This window comes from Chryseobacterium shigense, assembly GCF_900156575.1.
GTDB classification, from domain to species: domain Bacteria; phylum Bacteroidota; class Bacteroidia; order Flavobacteriales; family Weeksellaceae; genus Chryseobacterium; species Chryseobacterium shigense.
The window spans coordinates 300,829-325,343 of the sequence record NZ_FTNY01000003.1; the positions used below are offsets into that span (position 1 = coordinate 300,829).

Annotated in this window: 15 protein-coding genes and 1 riboswitch; of the genes, 1 reads left to right on the top strand and 14 read right to left on the bottom strand. The window is 36.6% G+C overall.

From position 1 onward, the window contains the following. Positions 1 to 3: 3 nt before the first annotated feature. The 5 genes from BW964_RS10930 to BW964_RS10955 form a co-directional block, all read right to left on the bottom strand. Positions 4 to 2,937 (bottom strand): SusC/RagA family TonB-linked outer membrane protein, encoded by a 2,934-nt coding sequence (locus BW964_RS10930; protein WP_076507126.1) that lies wholly within the window; start codon positions 2,935 to 2,937, stop codon positions 4 to 6. Positions 2,938 to 3,020: 83 nt separating this feature from the next. Beyond that, positions 3,021 to 3,118, bottom strand: a riboswitch (SAM riboswitch). Between the two features lie 284 nt (positions 3,119 to 3,402). Then, a complete protein-coding gene (locus BW964_RS10935; RefSeq protein WP_076507127.1) occupies positions 3,403 to 3,729 on the bottom strand; it encodes a transposase in 327 nt (108 codons plus the stop codon). A 195-nt stretch (positions 3,730 to 3,924) separates the two neighbouring features. Next, positions 3,925 to 4,359, bottom strand: coding sequence for a transposase (locus BW964_RS10945; RefSeq protein ID WP_076507129.1), 435 nt, complete (start codon positions 4,357 to 4,359; stop codon positions 3,925 to 3,927). A gap of 102 nt (positions 4,360 to 4,461) precedes the next feature. Continuing rightward, on the bottom strand, positions 4,462 to 5,718 hold the full coding sequence (locus tag BW964_RS10950; protein WP_076507130.1) for a hypothetical protein: 1,257 nt from the start codon (positions 5,716 to 5,718) through the stop codon (positions 4,462 to 4,464). Between the two features lie 106 nt (positions 5,719 to 5,824). After that, on the bottom strand, positions 5,825 to 6,319 hold the full coding sequence (locus tag BW964_RS10955) for a hypothetical protein (protein ID WP_167369806.1): 495 nt from the start codon (positions 6,317 to 6,319) through the stop codon (positions 5,825 to 5,827). A gap of 486 nt (positions 6,320 to 6,805) precedes the next feature. Here BW964_RS10955 and BW964_RS10960 point away from each other — a divergent pair, with 486 nt between their 5' ends. Further along, complete coding sequence (locus BW964_RS10960; protein ID WP_076507134.1) at positions 6,806 to 7,216, top strand: type II 3-dehydroquinate dehydratase; 411 nt, start codon at positions 6,806 to 6,808, stop codon at positions 7,214 to 7,216. Between the two features lie 103 nt (positions 7,217 to 7,319). Here BW964_RS10960 and pckA read toward each other — a convergent pair whose 3' ends face one another. The 9 genes from pckA to infB form a co-directional block, all read right to left on the bottom strand. After that, a complete protein-coding gene (pckA, locus tag BW964_RS10965) occupies positions 7,320 to 8,936 on the bottom strand; it encodes a phosphoenolpyruvate carboxykinase (ATP) (protein WP_076507135.1) in 1,617 nt (538 codons plus the stop codon). A gap of 127 nt (positions 8,937 to 9,063) precedes the next feature. Then, on the bottom strand, positions 9,064 to 9,969 hold the full coding sequence (locus tag BW964_RS10970; RefSeq protein ID WP_076507137.1) for a GYDIA family GHMP kinase: 906 nt from the start codon (positions 9,967 to 9,969) through the stop codon (positions 9,064 to 9,066). Between the two features lie 10 nt (positions 9,970 to 9,979). Continuing rightward, the gene (fabD, locus tag BW964_RS10975; protein WP_076507138.1) at positions 9,980 to 10,855 is read right to left on the bottom strand and encodes an ACP S-malonyltransferase; all 876 of its coding nucleotides are present in this window, start codon (positions 10,853 to 10,855) and stop codon (positions 9,980 to 9,982) included. 70 nt (positions 10,856 to 10,925) lie between these two features. After that, a complete protein-coding gene (locus BW964_RS10980; protein ID WP_076507140.1) occupies positions 10,926 to 12,860 on the bottom strand; it encodes a LysM peptidoglycan-binding domain-containing protein in 1,935 nt (644 codons plus the stop codon). 38 nt (positions 12,861 to 12,898) lie between these two features. Next, complete coding sequence (bshC, locus tag BW964_RS10985; RefSeq protein ID WP_076507142.1) at positions 12,899 to 14,485, bottom strand: bacillithiol biosynthesis cysteine-adding enzyme BshC; 1,587 nt, start codon at positions 14,483 to 14,485, stop codon at positions 12,899 to 12,901. A gap of 13 nt (positions 14,486 to 14,498) precedes the next feature. After that, positions 14,499 to 16,436, bottom strand: a complete 1,938-nt coding sequence (locus BW964_RS10990) for a putative porin (protein ID WP_076507144.1) — start codon at positions 16,434 to 16,436, stop codon at positions 14,499 to 14,501. 136 nt (positions 16,437 to 16,572) lie between these two features. After that, complete coding sequence (locus tag BW964_RS10995) at positions 16,573 to 18,024, bottom strand: RagB/SusD family nutrient uptake outer membrane protein (protein WP_076507146.1); 1,452 nt, start codon at positions 18,022 to 18,024, stop codon at positions 16,573 to 16,575. Positions 18,025 to 18,036: 12 nt separating this feature from the next. Then, positions 18,037 to 20,835 carry a SusC/RagA family TonB-linked outer membrane protein gene (locus BW964_RS11000; protein WP_076507147.1) on the bottom strand — a complete coding sequence of 933 codons (2,799 nt, stop codon included), beginning with the start codon at positions 20,833 to 20,835 and terminating at the stop codon, positions 18,037 to 18,039. Between the two features lie 629 nt (positions 20,836 to 21,464). Next, positions 21,465 to 24,440 (bottom strand): translation initiation factor IF-2, encoded by a 2,976-nt coding sequence (gene infB, locus BW964_RS11005; RefSeq protein WP_076507149.1) that lies wholly within the window; start codon positions 24,438 to 24,440, stop codon positions 21,465 to 21,467. Between the last annotated feature and the right edge of the window lie 75 nt (positions 24,441 to 24,515).

The following is a 24,515-nucleotide window of genomic DNA, read 5'->3' on the forward strand; positions in this document are numbered from 1 at the left end:
AGTTTAAAGAGTCGCCTGAAGACCAAAAGTGATCGTTCTCATCGCAGGATATCTGTAATACGTAGTTCCATCCAGTGACTGCTCCGGATCCATTCCTTTATGTTTATAGAAAGTCAGAAGGTTTTCAGCCTGAACATAAATTCTAAACTTCTTCAACCCCAGTTTTTCAAAATAATCAGAAGGAAGGGTATATCCCAGACTCACATTTTTAAGTCGTGCATAAGTCCCGGAATACAAAAATCTTGAAGAAGAGGAATTCCAGTTATTCGTGGTTGTACTTAGTGCAGCAACATCTGTGTTAGGGTTTTCAGGAGTCCATCTGTTCAGCATTTCTGCACTCCAGGCACGTCCGCCGGAATTTCCGTTAGACATCAATGAGGTATAATCCGTATCCAGAATCTTTCCGCCAATCCTGAATGTAAGCAATCCTGACAGATCAAAGTTTTTATACGCAATACTTGTGGAAAGCCCCCCTGTTAATTTAGGCAGTGCAGAGCCCTGAAACGTTCGGGTCGCCTTTGCGTATTCTGAAGTGGTTCCGTCTACTGTATTTCCGTTGGCATCCTGATAAATATATCTCCATAAAGGTTTTCCGTTGGAAGGATCTACGCCTTTCCATTCCTGAATATAAAAATCATAAATAGAGCCTCCTACATCCAAACGCTTGGTTCCGGTGATTACCGCACCTTTTGGAAGCTTCGTAATTTTATTATTTAAAGTGCTCAGGTTCAGATCTACATTCCATTGGAAATTATCATTTTTGATCGGAGTTGTGAATAATGAAAATTCAAAACCTGTATTTTGTATCGTTCCGACATTAAAAGGAAAATCACTGATTCCCAGGGAAGGAGCAACTGGCATATTAAATAAAAGATCCTGACTTTTTCTTTTAAAATATTCGATATTCCCTTTCACTCTGTTGTTAAGAATGGCAAACTCTAAACCTACATTTAAATTAAGATTGGTTTCCCACTTCACATCATTGGTCTGTACTTTTTCAAGAACCGTTCCCGGCTCTCCCAGGTTATTATAAAATTTGTATAATTCCTGATAAGCGTAATAAAGTGAAGATCCGTTAGGCCTTAAGAGTTTATCATTTCCCTGACCTCCATAACTTGCCCGCAAGGTTAACTGATCAAAGATGTTCAAATCCTTGATGAAATCTTCGTTTGAAGCTTTCCATGAACCTCCCACAGACCAGAATTTCCCCCATCTGTTATCCGCATAGAATCTTGAAGACCCGTCTGCTCTTCCTGAAACAGATAAAAAGTAGGTATTGTTAAAATCATATTCTGCTCTTCCCAGGAAACTTAAAAGTGAAAATTGATTGCTGTTTCCACTAAAACTCCCCAATAATGCTGCGGCATCCGGCTCATAATAGTAAGGAAGGGAGAACTGGCTTCTGGAACCGGAAATCGTCTGATAATCGTATTTATAAAATTCCTGCCCTCCTAAAACATTGATATGATGCTTCCCGAATTTCTTGTCATAAGTCAGAATATTACTGGTCGTATAAGAAAGGGTTCTTGTGTTTGATCTTGTGACAGAACCCCCAATTTCACTTCCCTCTCCGATCAGCGGGTTTGAGTAATAATGTCCGTTGTAATTCACTAAATCAACAGAAAAACTGGTTTTAAATTTAAGTTCCGGAAGGAAAGTAAATTCTAAAAATCCTTTTCCTGAAAAGTTATCTTCTTTATTTTCATTTTTATCCAAAGGCAAAGTTGCTGCTGCATTCTGATTCTGCAATGCACTGGTAGGTCTGTACTTTCCAAAATCATAGATTCTGTTTCCATCTGCATTCAGCCTGTAGCTTCCGTCATCATTTCTTTCGTAATACGGATAAAATGAAGGAACTACTCTTGCGGCCTGGATGATATTATCCTGTCTGGAATCTGAAGATGGCGGTGCGTTCTGAATACTGTTGGTGTAGCTTAAATTCACCCCAGCGTTCAGCCAGCTTTTAACCTCTGAATTAATCTTCAGTCGGGTTGCGAATTTTTGAAATCCTGATTCAATGGCGATTCCTTTGTCATCCAGATAGCCTAATGAAAAGAAGTAATTGCTTTTCTCACTCCCTCCGCTGATATCAAAATCTACCTGACTTCTGGAAGCTGTTCTTTGAAGAATATCCCGCCAGTCATCATTCCATAAAGGTTTTGCTCCGGGAAGAAGCTTTCCGTCTGCTCCTACAGGTTTGGGATAGGCAGTTCCGTAAGGATTGATTCCAAGTGCGGAAACAAGATTATCACTTGCCATCTGCCCTGCCTGCTGAGAAGATATCTGAGTGGATTGGTAACCGTTTCTCAGTGCTTCCCAGTACAATTGAAAATACTGATCTGTCGTTACCTGCTTATAATCCTTTACTGCTCTGCCAGAAAACCCCTGGCTGATATTAAAATTAACCCTGGATTCTCCTTTTTTACCGGATTTTGTGGTAATGATGATGATTCCATTAGCTCCTCTTGAACCGTATAACGAACTTGCCGTTGCATCTTTCAAAACACTGATGGATTCAATATCATTAGGACTGATGGAATTGATATTTCCGTCAAAAGGAATTCCGTCTACAACGTAAAGAGGATCACTTGAAGCACTTATGGAACCTACTCCTCTTATTCTGATGGAGGCTGTAGATCCCGGTTGGCCGGAAGCACTTACAGCCTGGATTCCTGCTACCTGTCCTTCCAGAGCTTTTGTAATATTGGTAACCGCTCTGTTATTGATCTTATCGCTGGAGATAGTCGCTACGGAACCGGTATAACTTGTCCTCTTGGCTTTACCATAGGCAATCACCACTACTTCATCAATTTCTTTTTCTTTTATGGTATCTTTTTTCGGCTTGACTTCCTGTCCCTGTACAGCGACAATTCCCAGGAAAAACACAGCCACGGACGGAAGCCAGATTGTAGAATTATTTAATTTTTTGCTAATCATAATCAATTTTATTTATCATATATAAAAAATAGACCCTTTGCAGAAAATCCAGCAAAGGGTATCGATAAATACGATTAACCAAATGCTTATTTTTCCTTTAAAGGCTGAATGTAACACCTTGCACAGGGGCAGGTTGTCAAGATTTCACAGGGTCAGTTCCCTCCATCTTTCTTTATAAGCCGATCGAAATATGTTTGCAAAGCTAAAAACATTTAGTCTACAAAACAAGTAGACTTTAATTTTTTTTATGATAGATTTTGAAAAATTAACGTAATTAAATTATAAAAACCACAAAAATAGAGGTTTAAAAGCATTATCAATTTCACCACATATGACAAATATCAGTAAAAGAATACGATTTGAATAGGTTATGAATTTTTAAATAAAAAATGACGTCAATGACGTCATTCATACATTAGTTGGGCTATTGATTAGAATTTTGAAGTAAAAATCATCTCTTGGTTACTACTTCATAAATATTTTTTTCCACTTTGCGATTGAGTTTCTGCTTAATTTAAATTCATCTGCGATCCGCATATTTGTATATCCATTTCTCTTTTGATATTCTAAAATATTCAAGATTGTGGCCTTATCATAGGCCTTATGTTTCTGATTGAATATCGAGGTCTCCAGATCTTCAAAAGCAAAAATCAGCTGATTCAGTTTGATCACATCCAGAACAGATAAAACTTCCTTCTGCAAAATAGGATAACAGGATTCGTATTTTTCAGGATACTTCTTGACAATAATCTCGGTATATATTTTTTTATAATTGGGTCCTGATTTTCCCATACATTTTTTTGATTTCTATTTTAGACACATTTTCATTTTCAAAAAATATAAACAATACTGTTTTTCTATAGAAGCACCCCGTTTCAACAACATAAGTCCACTTATCTGATGGGTAGAAATTAAACTCGTGCCCCATTAATTTTAAAACCTGCGCTTTACCTTGATTTAATAAATAATCATATTTGTGTTTCATTTTCACTTCATCTTATTATACTTACTTATCCACTTGTAAAGTGTTGTTTTTGGAATTCCATATTCTTCTATAATTTGAAGTTTGGTTTTCTGACCTGTATTTAGCAATTCCAAAATAAAGTCTATCACTTGCCTGGTATATACATTTTTCCTGAACGCCGGTACAGAACCCTCTTGGCTTGATACTGTAACACCTGACTTCTTTTCAGGCGCAAATAAAATAAGATGCTGACAATAAATCCTGAAAAAATCATACTCTAGGAGTTTGCACCATCGAAGAAGAACTTCTGTATCCATACTTTTCTGGTCATACATTGTATTTATTTCCTCCTCTGTGGTTTGATGAAAATTGCAGATCCGGACCATTGAAACGCCAGTCTCTTCCACTCTTTTTCTTATACATTCTCCTATACAAATCTCTTTAAAATTAAATTTCATCAGATTTTTCTTACCATATTGTACTCTACCTCGTCTTTAATTTTAACCGTTTTAAAACAGGAAAGAAGAACATATTGCAGCTCTTCTTTCCCGATCATCTATTTAATATAATCTCTGGATGGAAATATAAACCTCCAATGTATTATCTAAAGTATTTGAATCCGTAGTAGGAGTCCGGTCTCTGCCATTTACCGGTGTTCCTGTCATAGATTTGTTGTCTATACGTAAAATATAATATACTCTGTACCACTTATTATCTGTGGTTGTAATATCTACTGTTACAGTTTCATTAGATCCTTGAGAAAGAAATACACCATCGTCAAACTGGGCATAATTTCCAGGGCCCAGCAATCTGTTGGCAGCATGGTCTCCCGTATAGGTAGAAACTTCAGAAACCCAAAGTTTTGCAGCTGAAGAAGATATATTGTAGAGACGCGGATCAAAATTAGTAGATCCTGTACTGCCACTATCAAATGCATTTGGAGCAGTGACAAAAGCATCAATTCTGAAGGTCCCATCGATGACAGGAAGATCTGTAAGAAACTGACTTAATAGAAATGATGCTGTCTTACGTGGAATGCTTTTATGATAGTAGGTTAATTCTCCTTGTGCAATTGTTGAACCCGCGCCCACTACTGCACTACAAGTTTGCCCACCCACATTTATTGGAAAAGTTGTCGTTGTTGGACTACTTACAGTTGGAGTACCACTTACAGAATAAATAAGCGTTCCTGAACCAACAGCAAAATTTCCAGATGTAACGGTTGCTGTAAGTCCGTTCACAGTGATGGTCTGTGCAGAATACACCCCTCCATTTCCTCCAGTATAAGGAACAGTCAAAGTACCGGAATAAGGACTTCCGGCAGTATATGTACTTGGTGAAAAAGTCGCATTCGCGCAATCCAGAGAAGAAAGCGTTCCTGGAGCCAGAGATTTATTATCAAAAGTTCTCCATTCTGTTCCGTTCCAGAATACATAACCTACATAAACAAGTCCACCAGTTCCCAGGTTGTATACAAGCAATCCAGCTGCCGGTGAAGGTATTGTAGCCTGATCAACATACGATGTTAATGCTGCTTTCGGGCCCAGCATTCCCTTTTTACTGCCAACTGCCAAACCGTCTACATTGATATCCAGAATAGCAGATGCAGCAGGAGTACTAGTACCAATACCAACACTTCCATCGGAAATTACTGTAAAATCATTAGATCCTTGTACTGCAGACGGAGCTCCGGTTGTAGGATTATCTTTCGAACCATCCACATGGAAAATACCACGAGGATTTGTAGTGTTGATTCCTACCTGGGAATATATAAACCCGGAAGCAATCATAGCAAGAAATAATATTGTGTTTTTCATTTGTTTCAATTGTTTTTTAAGAAAAAATGGTAAAAGCGATTTTGGGAATACTTTTACCAAAGTATCATCATTTGTTTTTATAGAAGCATTTATGTTTTGTCTTATTTTAGGCAGAAATTACAGGAGGAGGCCTGATTGGACTATACCGATCTGGTGAAAATGTTTTTCCGGAGTTTTTGAAAAAAATAGTAATTGTCTTTTCAGAAGGAACCATCAGTAATAAAGGCAGGCAAAAAGGAGAAAAATCATAGGCAGGCTGATCACTTATTTTTGTAGCCTGAAGCTCAATAAAGAGCAAAGATCTGTATGCTCTCCCTTCATCGATACTTGATATTTCGACCTTCTGTATCGAAGGCTCTTGATGAATTTTCTTATCCTTTACTTTTTTCTCTTTTTCTGCTGTATCGGGTTTTCGTGAAGAGGACTTTACTAGAGTTTTGCAAACTATAGTATTTTTTTTTATGGTTTTTATTTCTGCATTGGAAAGCTTGTCAGCTCCAGAAATAATAGTCCCTTCAAGAATGTATATTTTAATTGGATGTTCGTTATTTTTGCTGTCAACCGAGTCTTTTTTATTTCCAGCCTGTATAAAAGAAAACAAGATAATCGTTGTCCCCCAAAAAAACCTTTTTACCAGGGACAGCAAAATCACTTGTGTATATTTTAATTCCGGAACAAACATTTTGCAAAACTATACATAAAGTTAAGTCAAAAAACAATACTTCAAATCAAAATTTGAAAAATAACTTAAAGTCTATTAAACATTAATAATCAAATGATTAAGGCAGTCATTTTTTATGAATCAAAAAAATAACTCTACTTTTAACATAGAATTAAAATTTTAATTATGATCATACATACAATAAGATAGATATGACTGAAGTTTCTGTTTACCCTTCTCATCAGATGATAAACTTATTAATATTCTAGATTCTAACAGAACATCATCCATTGAATGATGATCAAAATAGTTCAATACCTCAGGAAGATCAGGAAATAATTATTTTAGAAAAGATTGTGGCCATATCTCCAAGTGAATCATAATGGAGATGTATAGAAATTATTTATCTTTGGATAAATTTTTCATATGAAAGTACTTATCATTAACGGTCCGAATCTTAATTTACTGGGGACAAGAGAACCGGAAGTGTACGGTACTGTTTCGATGGCTGATTATCTGGAAAAACTGGAAGCTGAGTTTTCACATGATGCGATCAGCTATTATCAGTCCAACATTGAAGGAGAAATCATCAACAGACTTCAAGAAGATAATTTTGATGCTTTGATCATTAATCCCGGAGCATATACCCATTATTCTTATGCTATTTCGGACTGTTTAAAAAACATTCGCAAACCGAAGGTTGAAGTTCACATCAGTAACATTTATAAAAGGGAGGAGTTTCGACAGAAATCAGTAACGGCAGCCAGTACAGATGCAGTATTATCAGGGTTTGGAATGAATGGATACAGACTGGCTTTATTAAGCTTAAAAGCTTAATTTCATTTCCCAATCAGATCAAAATTGACACAGATCAGATTTTTTATCCGGTAAGAAATAAAGACATTAAAAAAGCCTCATCGTTGATGAGGCTTTTATTATATTAGATCGTTTGTTGCTGAAGCTGAGGTCCTGAAGAAATTAATTTCTTCCCTTCTTCAGTATCGCAATACTGTTCAAAGTTTTTGATATATCTTGCCGCAAGATCTTTTGCTTTTTCTTCCCATTCCGTAGCGCTATTATACGTTTCTCTAGGATCTAAGATTCCTTCAGAAACATTTGGAAGCTGTGTAGGGATTTCAAGGTTCATGATTGGAACATGCGCTTTAGGAGCGTTTTCAATAGAGCCATCGATGATGGAATCAATAATAGCTCTTGTATCTTTCAGAGAAATTCTCTTTCCTGTACCGTTCCATCCTGTATTGACCAAATAAGCTTTAGCTCCGTGTTCTTTCATCTTCCCGATCAATGTTTTAGAATACATGGTAGGATGAAGAGTAAGGAAAGCTTCACCAAATGCCGGAGAAAAAGAAGGTTCCGGTTCAGTGATTCCTCTTTCTGTACCTGCTAATTTAGAAGTATATCCACAAAGGAAGTGGTATTGTGCCTGGTTTTCATCTAAAATAGAAACCGGAGGTAATACTCCAAATGCATCAGCAGAAAGGTAAACAATCTTTTTAGCATGTCCTGCCTTGGAAGGAAGAACAATTTTATTGATATGGTAAATTGGGTAAGATACTCTTGTATTTTCAGTGATAGATCCGTCAGTATAGTCAGCGATACCATTGTTCACTACTACATTTTCAAGAAGCGCATCTCTTTTGATTGCTCTGAAAATATCCGGTTCTTTTTCTTCAGAAAGATCGATCACTTTAGCATAACATCCACCTTCATAATTGAATACTCCATTGTTATCCCAACCGTGCTCATCGTCACCGATCAGGAATCTTTTCGGATCTGCAGACAATGTTGTTTTTCCTGTTCCTGAAAGACCGAAGAAAAGAGCTACATCTCCATCTTCACCTACGTTTGCAGAACAGTGCATAGAAGCCATTCCTTTCAGTGGAAGATAGTAGTTCATCATCGCAAACATCCCTTTTTTCATTTCACCGCCGTACCAGGTACCTCCGATGATCTGTATTTTTTGGGTAAGATTGAACATAATGAAGTTTTCAGAATTCAATTCCTGAGCTTCCCAGTTCGGGTTGGTGGTTTTAGAACCATTGATTACTGTGAAATCCGGCTCTCCGAAGTTTTCCAGCTCGTAGTGAGACGGACGAATAAACATATTAGTAACGAAATGCGCCTGCCACGCTACTTCAACGATGAACCTTACTTTTAGCCTTGTATCTGTATTGGTACCACAAAAAGCATCCACTACATAAATTTTCTTAGCTTCCGAAAGCTGGTTCAGCACTAATCCTTTACAAGCATCAAAAGTTTCTGAAGTGGTAGGAAGGTTTACTTTTCCATCCCAGAAAATTGTGTTTCTTGTAACATCATCCTGAACTATATATCTGTCTTTAGGTGAACGACCTGTGAAAATTCCAGTTTTTACTGATACTGCACCAGATTCTGTAAGTTCAGCTTCCTCAAAGCCTTGATTTTCAGGAGACACTTCAGCCTGATATAACTCTTCGTAAGATGGGTTATAGACTAATTCGTAATTTCCTTTAATCCCTAATTTTTCTAAATCCTGGATGATTTTAGCGTGTTTCATTTTACTTATATTTTCTATTTCTTTATTGGGTTCAACAAAATTAATATTAATTATTTGTTAAAGGTGGTTTAAATATAATGATATAAGTCAGAATGACAAATAAAAAAAAAGGATTGTAAATTATTGATTATAAATCAATTATACCAGACCATTGAAAAACGGTATTAAAACCTTTTCCCCAAAAATAGTCCTCATAGCCGTCAAATTTAGCACTCATCACAAAATCTCCACCCCAGGCTCCCAAACTTTTGACAAAAACAGGACAATCTGTGAAAAATGTCTGCTTAACTGTGGGAATTTCAAGGAAATCTGAAATTTTATGCTCATGAATCATCATCAGTTCAGAAAAATTTTCCAATTCGCTGCATAATAAAACTTTTTTTGTGATATCCGAAAATTCATCCACGAGTATTTGAGACTTGGGTTTTGACTTGTAAAAATGGATTCCTTCCCTGCTGTCCTGCTTCTGATTTAAATGAATAAATATCAGCTCATTTTTAAACGAAGGACTGAAATCTGTCTTTTCATAGGTGATCTCTGGTTGGCTTCTGAAAAGGATCGCAGATTTTTCTTTGGCAACAGCAATATCGTAGCCGCTTCCTCCCAAACTGATACTGTTAAGCTGAAAGGGATTGATATCAGACCATTGTGCAAGGTTATTCATTAAAGTAGAACTGCTTCCGAGTCCGTAATTGGAAGGAAACTGAAGGTTGGTCTTTAAATGGTAGGTAAGGTTATCTTTGAATTTAATCAGAGAAAGCTGCTGAACATTTTTTAATGTTTTGAGAATAAATTCAGCGGCCGAAGGAAGATTGGTCTCCAGGATCTGCCAGTTTTTATAATCGATGACAGTTTTGAGCCACAATTTGTTCTGATGATAAGCTTCCCAAAAGATCAGGGATTTTTTATCATCTTTTTCTTCAAAAAAAAACTCTTGTCCAAGCTTGGTAGGTACCGCCAGGACAAGAGCTCCGTCTATTGCAAAATATTCTGAAGTAAGCATAAGCTTTCCCGGTGAAAATATTCCGCTCATAGTATTTTAATTAGATTGCTGAAGCAACATCTACAGAACTGTCAATTTTCTTGATCAGACCTTGAAGTGTTTTTCCAGGACCTACTTCTACAAAGTTAGAGGCTCCGTCTTTGATCATATTCTGAACAGACTGCGTCCACTTTACAGGACCTGTAAGCTGAGCGATCAGATTTTGTTTGATCTCCTCAGGATTGGTCACTGCTGTAGTCGTAATATTCTGGTATACCGGAATTGTTGCTTTTCTGAATTTCGTTTTTTCAATGGCTGCTGCCAGTCTTTCTTGCGCCGGCTGCATCAATGGCGAATGGAACGCTCCGTTTACCGGAAGCATCACTGCTCTTTTTGCACCCGATTCTTTAAGTTTTGCACAAGCTTCTTCAACTGCTGAAGTTTCTCCTGAAATAACCAATTGGCCAGGACAGTTATAGTTAGCCGGTACTACAATACCCCTGATCTGTGCACAAATTTCTTCAACTTTAGCATCTTCAAGGCCTAAAATAGCAGCCATAGAGCTTGGATTGGCATCACAGGCAGCCTGCATTGCTTTTGCTCTTTCGAATACTAATTTTAAACCGTCGTCAAAAGACAAAACTCCATTGGCAACTAAAGCTGAAAATTCGCCTAAAGAATGTCCTGCAACCATTTCGGCTCCAAGACCGTTCACTGCTTTTAAAGCGGCTACTGAATGTATAAATATTGAAGGCTGGGTAACCTCTGTTTTCTTAAGATCTGCATCCGTCCCGTTGAACATCAACGTGAGGATATCAAAACCTAAAATTTCATTGGCAGATTCCATCAAGTCCTTAATGTCTTTTCTAGAATCGTACAATTCTTTTCCCATTCCTACGAACTGAGAACCCTGCCCAGGAAATACAAGTGCTTTCATGTAATGAATTAAATATTATGCAAATATAAAGATAATGTTAAAAACATTCCTTTAAAAAAGCATAAATCGTTTAAGGAACTAATCTAATCACGCGATAGCCGGTATTTACATACGCTCCGTTGGCCTTAGATTTTACAAATTCAAACTTGGTCGCAAGCTGAGTCTGAACTTTATTCATTTGTTTAAAGATTTCTCCTTTTTTATTTTCTCTTGTCAGCATATCATTCACCACATCAAAACCAACGATGGCATATTTTGGAGGGGTCTTACAGTATTTGTTTTTATAAGCTGCCAGAATCTCTTTTTCAAAATTTCCGTCTGCATTGATCTTTCTGTCCATAAGGTAGACAAAGCTGGCCTGGCTCAGATCATCTACTTTTTTCTCAAAAACAGGAGAATAGTACATACTGAAACCTTTTACCCCCTGTACTTCTTTAGACAAAGCAATAATTTTATTAGCAAATGCTTCTCCGGCGGCATCATTATCACTGGCCAGGATGGCAATAACGGGAGCAGATTGCCCTGTCATCATGTTCTGGTCCAGCTGAATTTCAGCAGGAGAATTGACTATCATTATATTTGGATTTTTAACGGCTTTTTCAAGACCTCCTTTAATATAGTTGGCAATCTCTTTTTTGCTGTCTGCGACTACATATATTTTCTGATCTGAATAAACAGCTCTTACTTCTTCTACGATTTTATCTGCATAGGTCTGGTCATTGGTTTCAACAATGATCAGATTGCTGTAATTGTAAAGTTCCGGAGAGTTGGCAAATGGTGCAACAACCGGTATTTTTTGGTTTTTGGTAAAATCAAGAACATCAATAACGTTCGATTTAAAGAATGGGCCGATAATCAAATCTGTATTATCCGGATTAATCTGGGCCATTGAATTTTTAAATGAGGCTTCGTTACCTGAATCTACGATTTTGATATCAAGCTTTTGTCCGCCTCTCGCATTTCTTTCGATAGCAAGCTTAGCTCCTGTAAGGAAATCTAATGCCATTCCTCTGTACTGGGTTTCGTTGGTACTGTATCCGAAAGGAAGCATCAATACAACGCTCAACGCATCACCATTCTTCTTTACATAAGCCGGATCCTGCTTTTTGATCTTTAAGACCATTCCTGTTTTCAGTCCGTTTGAAAGATCCGGGTTAAGAGCGATTAATTCATCAATCGAGACTCCGAATTTATTAACAATAGAGAACACGGTGTCTCCTTGCTGAACGGTATAGGTTACGTATTCATCAGCGGTTGCTGTAGTTGCAGTTACCGTAGATCTTTCGTTTCCTGAATCTATTTTGGTTTTTGGATTGGCCGGTTCAGCAACTGAAGCGGTATCCGTTTTTATTTTTTTTACTTTGATGGTTTCACCCGGCTTTAATCCTTTTTCTTCCAATCCAGGATTTAAAGCATAAAGCTCTTGCTGGCTGATTCCAAACTGTTTTGTAATTCTGTAATAATTATCTTTTGCCTGAATAACATACATTGCTGCGTCCACAGATGACGCTGCATTGATCCCGCTATGAGGTTCCGCAGGTCTTGGATCTACAGTAAGCGGCGCAACCTGTTGGTCTCCGCCATATTTCTTAATACTGTCAAGTGGCAAAGTGATCTCGTCCCCTATTTTCATATGAGAATCAAGCTCAGGATTCAATTTTCTGAGATCTGTCTCAGAAATCCGGTATTGTTTTGTAATTCCGTAAACGGTCTGTTTAGGCTGAAGAATGATTTTTCCAACCTGCGCATTTGATTTTGCTTTCTCAGCGACTGCAGGTTTGGACACCACAGTGGTATGTTTCTCAGCTTTCACCGTTACCACATCTCCTATTGCCAGCTTACCGTCTTTGAATTTTGGATTCAGCTTTAACAATTCATCTACAGTTATCCCGTATTTTTTTGCAATATTGTAAGGATTATCTCCTTTTACAACGGTGTGTGAGTTTTGAGCAGATACTCCCAAAACCATACATAAACTGGACAAAATAAAAAACCTCTTTATCATACTCGATAATTATAATTTACAAAAATACTTCTTTAAAATTAAATGGCAACAATTATTAATTTGGATTCTTGAACCACCATTTCTTCCCAACAATTTTCAAGCCATGAATAGCCATAGTCTGAAAAGAACACACTGAAATTGTACACCCGTTCTTGCCATGTTTTTGCAGGATGAACATCTAAAAACAGATTCTCCAGCCTTTCGAGCAGCTCGCTCTGTTTTACTTTTTCGGCGTGAAGCAAACGTTTTTTCATTCTCTTGAATGACTTCAGCTGTCTTACTTCTTCTGCCTTTACCATATTCCCGAAAGAACGCTCTGTAGTCTCTGCTATAGCTTTCAATTCAGAGAAGCTTTTCTCCAAAAGTATTTCTTTTTCTTCAAGTAGCGATAATACATTACTGTCTTTTAAAATTTTCTGATTGGTAATGGCTGTAAAGCTTCCAAAGAAGTCTTCTATATTCAGATCAAGTTTTTCAATTTTTCCAACCGTTTTTTCTTTAATGAAAAGCATGGAATTCCTGGGGATCAAAACGGGAAAAGGAATCTGGACCGCAGAAAAATAATCTTTTAGTTCCAGCCAGTACATAATTTCGGCATTTCCTCCAATGTAAGCAAGGTTGGGAAGTACTTTTTCCTGATAAACAGGACGCATTAATGCATTCGGGCTGAATCTTTCCGGGTAGTTTTCCAATTCCTGAAGAATTTCTGGCTGGGTAAATTTTTTACCTGTATCTACTACAGTATATTTTTCTCCGTCAAAGTCTATTCTGTCTCTGGTTTCAGAAAGATAGAAAAGATTGATGTTACGTGGATTTACCTGTACTTTTCCATATTTCTCTGTCAGGAAATCTACTTTTTCTTGAGCATTCTTCTGTAAACTGAAATTTAATAATTCGTCTTTGAAGATGTCTTTTATTTGATTTTTAAATTCTTTAGAGTCACCATCTATAATCAATAATCCGAATTCAGAGAAAAGACGGTTCACCAAAGTTTTGATAGCATCCGTCAGTGTATTTCCAACTTTATAGGCTTCTTTCATCATGAGGATGAGCTCTGTCCCAAATACGGAATCTTTAAATTCTTTTTCAAATTCCGAAATAAAGAAGGTATCACTGATCTCAATTCTACCTACAGGACCGCCAGATTTTTCATTGATCTCATAATAATTGTTTTCCGTCTTAAAATGATTGATCTCTGCAAAATCATGATCTTCAGAAGCCATCCAGTAAACGGGAACAAAATTAAAATCCGGAAAATTCTCCTTCATATAAGAACAGGTTTTAATGGTCTGTAAAATTTTATAGACAAAGAAAACAGGTCCGGAAAAAAGATTCAGCTGATGTCCGGTAGTAATGGTAAATGTATTCAGTTGTTTCAGATTTTCCAGATTCTCTTTCTGCTTTGAGGAAAGCGTAAGAGCTGAAAGCTGTTGTTCCAGGACATCAGACAAAATCTGCCTCTGATCTGGTGTAAACGAATTTTGTTTGAGATGGATCTGATCTTTAAAATGATCTAAAGAAAAGGTATTGTTTTCAAAGCCCTCAATTTTTTGGTTCAGAAAGTCTTTTACCAATTGAGGAATGCTTTCTATATCGTTAAATGCTATTTTATTTATTGTTTTCAACTTGGTTTGGCTTTTAGTTGAACAAATACCACACAATCCCGATGTTTAATCTAAAATCATAAACCGGATAATGGGCAAATGCATATGCTTTATTACTGGAAATTACCGTTCCTATCTGCTGTCCTTCTACGTAGAAAAACATTTTTTTAACCTTCATATTGATATAAAGATCTGCAATAGGCTGTCCTCCGATAGAGAATGAATCTGCACGAGGCAAAATATATTCATTAAGAATCGGGAAATAATCTCTTGACGCAAATTTTGAGAAATAATAGACTTTCACTCCCATTTGAACCTCGGCGGCATCTTTAAAGGCTTTGCTCTGGAAGAAGAAGTTGGCTCTTCCGATGAAACTTGGCATTGGCAGAAGTTCTTTATTCGTCAATGCATTCTGGAAATGAAGTCTTGTATTAAGATGGAATTTTCCGAAGCTGAATGTAGCATCACCTCCGATCTGAGAAATATTCAGCGAGCTGCTGCTCTGTTGTGGAGCTCCGTCTGCATTGAAATAAGTGTAGTTATCTATTCTGAAATAATTGGCGAAAATTTCTGTCTTGAACCATTTCAGATTAACACTTCCTCCGATCTCTGTTACCGTCTGGTTTTTGGCATCTTCAAGGTAGTAATTGTATTTGTTGTAAACGGAAGTATTTAAAAGGTAGTTAAATGAAGGATAAGCACTTTGGAAGTTAACTTTTGCATTCACAAAATAATCTTTTACCGGCTCAAACTTGATATTATTGGCTGTTCTAAGATAGCTTCCAAACTGGCTTCCATTTGAAAACTCAAGGAAAGATTTCAACTGGAACTTATCCCAAAGTTTTACCTGAAGATTTCCAATGGCCCCAATTCTGTTTTCTTTAAGTTCACCTGGAAGGGCTGTTCCATTAACGATAGCCAGATCTCTCACTCCAAATTTCAGCATCTGATAACGCACTCCACCATCCAGCTTAAATTTCTCGTTGTTAAAAACAAGGCTAAGGGTATTGCTGAAGTTATCTGAATATTTTTTTGTGGTTAGCGGAAAACCGTTCGTTAATTCTGACACATCATCATACCAGTAAGATTCTACTGAACTCTGATTGTAAAAATATTTATTACCCTGATGTGACAAGGTATGCCTTATACTGAAAGGAAATTTTTCTGCATTAAATGGCGTAAACTGATGCGTCAGATAATATCTCCTGTAAGAATACTGAGAACTTGATGACCCCAGATTAACCTGTGCATTCTGTCTGTTTTTATAATTGCTATCTCCGCTCTGAAAAAGATCATCGTCCGTAATTCCTCCACTTTCCTGGTTGTTTACATTCTGATGAAGATAATGGGTGAATAATTCGTAGTTCCCGCTTTTGGAAACATAATGTCCTGAAAATAAAGTGTTATTATTTGAAGCTAAGGAATTTCTATAAAATCCCTGAGAACGAAGTCCCATATATTCAAGGGCAAAATTGAACCGCTTGCCGATATTCTGTGTATAGGTAGATTTCAGTGCTGCTCCATTCTTCATTGCTGTATGATAGATGAAAGTAGCCGTAGGTGTTTTGACGTCATAATATTTTACATCATCAGCACCAATGATCATGTATGACTTATTGGAAGGCAGTAAGGAAAGGTTCTGTTCCGGATTGACCTCATAGACCAATGGATTGAATCCTGCTCCAATATTAGCAACCTGGGCTCTCCCGAAATTGTCTGTGTTATTGTATTGTGAAAAGATGTTGGTCTTATCAAAAGTCATCACGGTATCAAAGATCTTCTTTTCAGAAAACTGGGTCTGGTATAGATAATCATTAATGGTAGGTTTAAAAATTTTCAGAGAATCTTTTTTACCGGTGTCTATAACAAGGGTATCTTCATCTTTCTGTAGATTTTTAATATCTGTTTTATTAACGACCTGAGCCTTCGAGACAAAACCGAAGAAGAGGATGATAAAGAGGATGTACTTCATGCGTTTATTTATATTGTTCAAAAGTGATATGAAACCTGGAGGTTTTATATTCATTTTTGTACAGCAAAAATAAGAAATAAAAGGAAACAAAAACCCCTGCAAAAAGCAAGGGTTTAATTATATGGATTATTATTGATTAATAATCTGCATTTTGTTGAATATTCGGATTGGCCTGAATAGCTGTAATAGGAATTGGCCATTGCCATTTTGTATCTCCAGCCGCAAGTGTTTGCTTACCAGGTACCGTTCCTGTACCATCAAATAAATCTCCTTTACCTGATCTTTGAACAGGAAGATTTAATCTTTTCAACGTGTACCATCTGTCATTCTCACAAGCTAATTCCAATCTTCTTTCTTTGTAGATCGCGTTTAAAAGAGCAGTCCCAGTTTCAATTCCTGGAGTAAATCCACTGTATCTCTGTTGTCTCAAAGAATTAAGTAAAGTTAATGCTTTAGTAAAATCTCCCGACTTATAAGCCGCTTCAGCTACATTCAACAGTACTTCAGCTGATCTTAAATATTTAATAGGCACTACATTAGCAGGTCCTCCATTAGTTGAGTATTTTGTGACGTGATTATACGTTTTACCATTATATGCAGCTGTAGTATAATAAGTAGTTTTTCTAATATCAGTAGTAGGGTATGCACTAAACAAATCAAAATCTACAACAAATTCAGATCTATAACCAGCTCCAAATAATTGATTATATGCAACTCCAACTGTAACAGCTTCTGTAGCAGAATTTGATATTTGAAATAAAACTCCATCAACACCTGATGATTTCCAAATACTATTAAAATTTGTTCGTGTAGTAATACTTGGAGATGCAGTCAATGAAAGTTCACCATATTGGATCGTTTTTGCGTAGTCTCCCTTGTATAAATATACTCTTGATAACAAACCGTAAACAGCAGCTTTACTAAATCTACCTTTGTCTGCATCATTCTGTGTAATATTATCAGCAGCAAACAATAAATCTGCAATAATTTTGTCATATACCTGAGCCACCGTCAAATTTCTAGACCCAGTAGTATTAGCAGGATCAAATTTTTCTGAGTAATAAATACCAATACTAGAGTTAGCATCTGCCGATTGAGTAGGTATTTTAGAGTATGCTCTCACAATATCAAAATGAACCATTGCTCTAATTGCTCTTGCTTCTGCTTCTGCATTAGCTTTCTGAGTACCGGATAAGACTCCATTATTTACATAATTTAAGACAAAATTAGCTCTACTTATTACAAAATATGCAGCAGAAAACAGTCCAGTAGTCTGACCATTATCTGATGAAAATTCAAAGTTAGAAGCAGCAAAATTACTATTTCTTCCTGCAGAACCACGAACTAAATTATCTGAGGTTAGATCTGCCATTATTATCTGATTTCCTGCATCTGAAGTATAATAGCCTGATGTTTTCATAGCTGTATAAGCTCCGTCTAAAGCTTGTCTAAAAGATTCTGGTCTTGACATTGCTTGGTCCGCAGGCTCATTAATAGAAGAATATTGATCTAAATTTCTATCACATGATGTTAAAGATACGAAAGCAGTTAAGGCTGCAAAACTTATTTTTATTATATTTCTTTTCATAATACGATTACATTAAAATTCTAATTGCATACCTACCATTACAGTTTTAACAGCAGGATAAGTATAAAGATTATATGATCCAGGAACGAACAATGAAGAAGAGTTCGCTGAACCTAAAGAAACTTCTGGTTCCCCATGAAACTTAGTCGCTGTAAATAAGTTTTGTCCCTGTACATATGCTCTAAGTTTATTAATTGGGAATCCGTCACCAAAAAAGCTCTTATCAAATGTATAACCCAAAGTAAGAGATCTCAATCTTAAATAATCTGATTTTTCTACAAACTGATCTGAGCTACGAAGTCCGTTTTCGTCTACTTTTTGGAAAACTCCGGTATCCCCAGGGTTCTGCCAATAATTAGCAGCAGCCTGCGCTACATTGTATCCTCCAACAGCACTTGTAGGATCAACAGCATTTTGATACATATTATTATAAGTATACCCTCCTAGCTTGAATGAGAAGTCAGCACTAAAATCCAATCCTTTATATTGAACAGTAGTACCAAATCCACCAAAACTTTTAGGAAAAGGTGATTTATCTGTAAGAGGAACAGCATCTGATGCACTGTAAACATTTGTTACATTGCCATTTTTATCATAATATAATGCATCTCCATTACTTGGATCTACTCCAGCAAATCTTACATTATAGAACATATAAGGAGTTTCTCCAACTTTTAAATAAGTATAACCTAAATTTCTCTCTGTTTGCTCTCCTGCTAGTTTATCTAATTTAGCTTTTTGGAAAGAAATATTAGCATGAAGATTCAAAGTGAAATCTTGCTTTTTAAGCACATCTACACTCAATTCCATTTCCAATCCTTTTTGAGTCATGTCTCCAGCGTTGATATACTGATAATATCCACCTTGTTGTTTATCAAAAGGAACCATTTGTACAAAGTCTTTCCTTTTATTCTGATAAACTTCTACTGATCCTCTAATTCTTCTGTTCCATATTGAGTAATCAATTCCTAAGTTAGTAATTGCATTAGATTCCCATTTCAGGTTCTCGTTTCCAATAACAAAGTTCCCTCCACTTAAAGTTCCTGGATAAAGCGTGGCACCAGTACCATACAATCCGTAGCTTACGTTTGTAACGTTAAAGTAATCTGGAAGTGAACCATCATTTCCAGTAGTTCCGTAAGATGCTCTTAATTTTAGGTCATTAATAAACCCTCCACTTAAGAAATCTTCTTTTGCTACATTCCAAGCTGCACTTGCAGACCAGAATATACCACTTTGGTTATTTATTCCGAATCTTGAAGAGGCATCCCTTCTAATTGATCCTGTTAATAAATATCTACCAGCATAATCATAATTCACAATACCCGCTAAACTAAATAATGTATTTCGCACTTTAGTTCCTGTGAATGTATTTCTTGCAGATGGAGTTGTAATTGAAGGAACACTAATTACCGGAGATTTTAACCCATATGCGCTTGCATTAAGTGTTTCGTTAAAATTATCATTGTATTCAACAAAACCTAATACATCAAAATTATGTTGACCAAATGATTTTTTATAATTTAATGAGTTATTCCATGTATAATTGAACCCATAGAATGAATTTTTAGCTATTTGCCCTGTAGGTACCTGTTGATTAAATGTTAAATCTAGGTTTGATCCTTTCTTTAACCAGCTTGTATTCATGAACCAATCAAAAAGTCCATTAAAGTTTGTTTTAAACTTCAGTCCGTCAATAATTTTGTACTCTGCAAATAAATTAACAGGAATACGCAATCTCTGATCTTGTCTCTTCCATGTACGTATCTGCTCTACAACATTAGATCCAGCACTCATTGTTTGGTTGTAGCTACCATCTGGATTATAAATTGACTCAAAGGGAGCATATAGATACATTGCCGCAAAAGGGTTCTGAGTATTGAAAATGTCAGAGAAGTTATCAGTAACCTGATATTGTACACCAAGATTAACCCCTACATTCAATTTTTCGCTCAGCTTATTTGTGAAGCCGAAATTCCCTGTATACCTATCCAATCCGTTGATATCTCTAAGAATACCCGTATCCTTATCGTACCCTAATGAATAATAAAATGTATTTTCTTTAGTACCGCCCTGAGCACTAAATAAGTAAGATTGAATGCTAGAAGTTCTCAATAAGTCCTTTTGCCAATTGTGGTCATTAGCAGCCAAAGTATTTATTTCATCTTGTGTTCTTGGATCAAAGTCTAAGAAACCTAACTGATTTTGAAAATTTAATAACTCGCTTGAGTTCATCATCTTGTAATTATTGTCTTTTAGCTTTTCGCTAAAACCGAACTTACTTTCAAATGAATACAACGTTTTACCAGAACGTCCAGATTTAGTAGTTACTACTACTACCCCATTAGCTCCTCTTGCTCCATACTGTGCTGTAGCAGCAGCATCTTTAAGAATAGTTATGGATTCAACATCTGCCGGGTTGATTGCACTAAACTGCCTAGCAGTCATATACATCCCATTCACTACATAAGTAGGCTCTGACGATCCTCCAACACCAGCAACACCTCTTACTAAAATTGTAGCAACAGAACCTGGTTGTCCTGTTACACTTTGAACAAATACTCCTGAAGCTCTTCCCTGTAAGGAGTTACCAAGAGATGTAGTAGGTGTGTTTCTTCTAATCTCATCTCCGCTTACAACTGCTTGGGCCTGATTGATTTCATCAGCTTTTTTTCTTTGATAACCTGTAACTATTACTTCGTCGATTTTAGTCTCATTAGTTACACTATCATTTTTTACAGTTTGTGCGAAAGCAACCTGTCCTAAAAAGAACAGCGCCCCAGCACTTAATACACGTAGTTTAACATTCATATTAACAAATTTTAATATATTTAATTGGCAAATATGTTAATAAATATTAACACTCACAAGTATTATAAAGATATATTCAAAAGCTTATATATATATATATTGTTTTTAACTATTAAGTGAAATAATAAAGATTAAACAATAATATCCAGCTTTATTTGTATAAATATTTAATTTTCATGCATGTCATTTTTTTTAACAAATTATTATTACTACAAAAAATATTATTTAGAATCAATATAAATTAAAATAAATTATTAAAGGATCAAAAAACCAGTCTATAAAAAATTGATTTTCATGCATTTAGTTAAATAATTAGAATATTATTATTTTTTAGATTTGTATTTTATAACTCCCCTATTATTACGTTTTGATAGTATAATAATATTTAATCTGGCATGAATTACAGCGCTTCACTTCCTTATTAACATAATTTATAAAAAATTTTTAAGGATTATTTTATTAAATTAAAAATCTAACTTCATAATTATTCCCTTTGGATTTTAGGACAATTAACTGTAAAAAAGACAGATTTCATAGAGCTACAGTATACTAAATATTATACGGAGTAAATAACAAAAAAAGCCACTTTATAAAAAAGTGGCTTTCATTTATCTTATAGTTTAAAACTATTATTTCAATTTTTTCTTAACCGCTACCTGTTCGTAGACTTCAAGAATATCTCCGACTTCAATATCGTTATAACCTTTCAAGTTCAGACCACATTCATAACCTTTGGTTACTTCTCTTACGTCGTCTTTGAAACGCTTCAAGCTTTCCAGTTCCCCGTCAAATTTAACGATACCATCTCTCAGTACTCTTACTTTCGAGCTTCTCGTTACTTTTCCTGAAAGAACCATACATCCTGCGATTGTTCCTACTTTAGAGATTTTGAATACTTCTCTGATCTCAACATTACCCATCACCTGTTCTTTGATCTCAGGAGAAAGCATGCCTTCCATAGCCTCTTTCACCTCATCAATAGCAGCATAAATTACTGAGTAAGTTCTGATTTCAATCTCTTCTCTGTCTGCCAATTCTTTAGCATTAGCACCGGCTCTTACGTTAAATCCGATGATGATTGCATCAGAAGCCGTAGCTAAGTTAACATCAGATTCAGTGATCTGCCCAACGCCTTTATGTAGAATATTTACGTTGATCTCTGCAGTAGATAGTCTCTGTAACTGATCAGATAATGCTTCTACGGAACCATCCACGTCACCTTTAAGGATAATATTCAATTCCTTGAACTCACCTAATGCAATTCTTCTTCCAAGTTCTTCAAGCGTTGTATGCTTCTTAGTTCTTATCGAAAGTTCTCTCTGTAGTTGTTCTCTCTTATTAGCGATGGTTTTAGCTTCACTTTCGTCTGCATATACCTTAAATTTATCACCAGCTGTTGGCGCTCCATCTAAACCTAAGATGGTAACAGGAATTGACGGCCCCGCTTCTTTAAGGTTTCTACCTCTTTCATCAAGCATTGCTTTTACTTTACCGTGGTTTTTACCAGCGACTACGTAATCACCTACTTTCAGGGTACCAGTCTGTACTAACATTGTAGCAACATATCCTCTACCTTTATCTAAAGAAGCTTCAATAACAACACCCTGAGCTGCTCTATTCGGATTAGCTTTTAAATCAAGCATTTCTGCCTGAAGTAATACTTTCTCCAATAGAACGTCCATATTGTTACCAAATTTAGCGGAGATCTCTTGTGCCTGAACGTTTCCACCCCATTCTTCTACCAGAATATTCATTCCAGAAAGTTGCTGACGGATATTATCAGGATTAGCACTTGGTCTGTCCACTTTGTTTAATGCAATGATCATTGGTACTCCTGCAGCCTGTGCATGAGAAATTGCTTCTCTCGTTTGTGGCATCACATCATCATCCGCTGCAATTACAATAATGGCAATATCGGTGATCTGAGCACCTCTGGCTCTCATCGCGGTAAACGCTTCGTGACCTGGTGTATCTAAGAATGTAATTCTCTGTCCGTTTTCTAGTTTTACGTTGTATGCTCCAATGTGCTGGGTAATACCTCCTGATTCACCAGCAATAACGTTGGTCTTTCTGATGTAGTCAAGTAGGGACGTTTTACCGTGGTCAACGTGACCCATTACGGTTACAATCGGTGCTCTGGAAGAAAGATCTTCCTCAGTATCCATATCTTCTTCAGACTCTACTTCTTCTAAATCAGCATCTGAGAATTCAATTTTAAAACCAAATTCGTCTGCAACCAATAATAAGGTATCGGCTTCCAGTCTTTGGTTCATTGTCACCATTACTCCCAGTGAGAAACAAGCAGAAATAACTTCCGTTGGAGAAACGTTCATTAAACTCGCCAATTCACCTACTGTGATGAATTCAGTTACCTTTAATGTTCTGTCCTGAGCATCAATTTCTTGCTGACGTTCATCCTGTTCTCTACGGTAAGTTCTCTTGTCCTTTCTGTGTTTTGCAGATTTAGACTTACCTCCTTTGTTGGTAAGCTTTTCAAGGGTTTCCTTGATCTGGTTTTTAACCTGCTCGTCAGTAAGTTCAACAGGCATTGTTCTTTGCCCAGGTCTGTTGGTGTTATTGTTTCCGCCCGGACCTTTCTTGAATCCTCCTCCTTGACCTGGTGGACGATTTCCCTGGTTGTTTCCAAAACGGTTACCTCCGGGACCTCCTTGCCCTGGCGGACGGTTACCTCCCGGACCACTTTGTCCCGGTGGACGGTTTCCTCCCGGACCTCCCTGACCTTGTGGACGGTTTTGTCCTCCCTGGTTATTGTTATTATTTCCAGAGTTTTGATTATTCCCTTGACCCTGTTGGTTTGGACCTCCGGGCTTTTCAATTCTCTTTCTTTTCTTTTTAGCGCCTGAACCAGGTTTTGGTGCAAATTGCGTTAAGTCTATCTTTTCACCAACGATCTTAGGACCATCAAGTTTCTGATAAACAGTTTCTATTTTCTGAGGTTCCTGAGATTCAGGCTCAGCTGGTTTTTGAGGCTCTGCCTTCTTTTCAGCAGCAGGCTCGGGCTGCTTTGGAGTTTCTTTCACAGGTTGTGCCGGTTTTTCCTCTTCTTTTTTCTCCTCCATTTTGGGTTTATCTTTTTTTACAGGTCTATTTCTAGATTCTATTTGGGACAGGTCAATTTTATCCAGAACTTTAAATTCCTGCTTTTCAGGAGCAGCTTTTACTTCCGGTTCAGCCACAACTTCTTCTTTCTTTTCTTCAACCTTAGCCACTACAGGCTCCGGTACTGGTACTGGTATTGGTGCAACGGGTACCTCTTCAACTTCAGGGGCTTTAGGTTCAAGATCTATTTTACCTAAAATCTTAGTTTCTGGTTTATTTGCTTTAGCTCTTATTACTTCAGGGGTTTTCTTTTCCTCAATTTCCAGTTTTTCTTCCGGAACTTTGGTGATCACCACCTCATGGGAAGCTTTTCGTTGTTCACCGTCTTTGGCAAACTCAGCCTCCAATGCAGAATATGCCGCTTCTTCTAATTGAGCGTTAGGATTGTTTTCAACCTCGAAATCCTTTGACTGTAAAAACTCTACCAATCTAGACATCGAAATGTTGAATTCCTTAACCGCTTTATTTAATCTTATTTTTGGCATCTATATTATTTACTATTTTTTTTAATTCTTAAAATTAAAGTATTTCTTTTTTACTGTTTATTAAAATTTATTAAA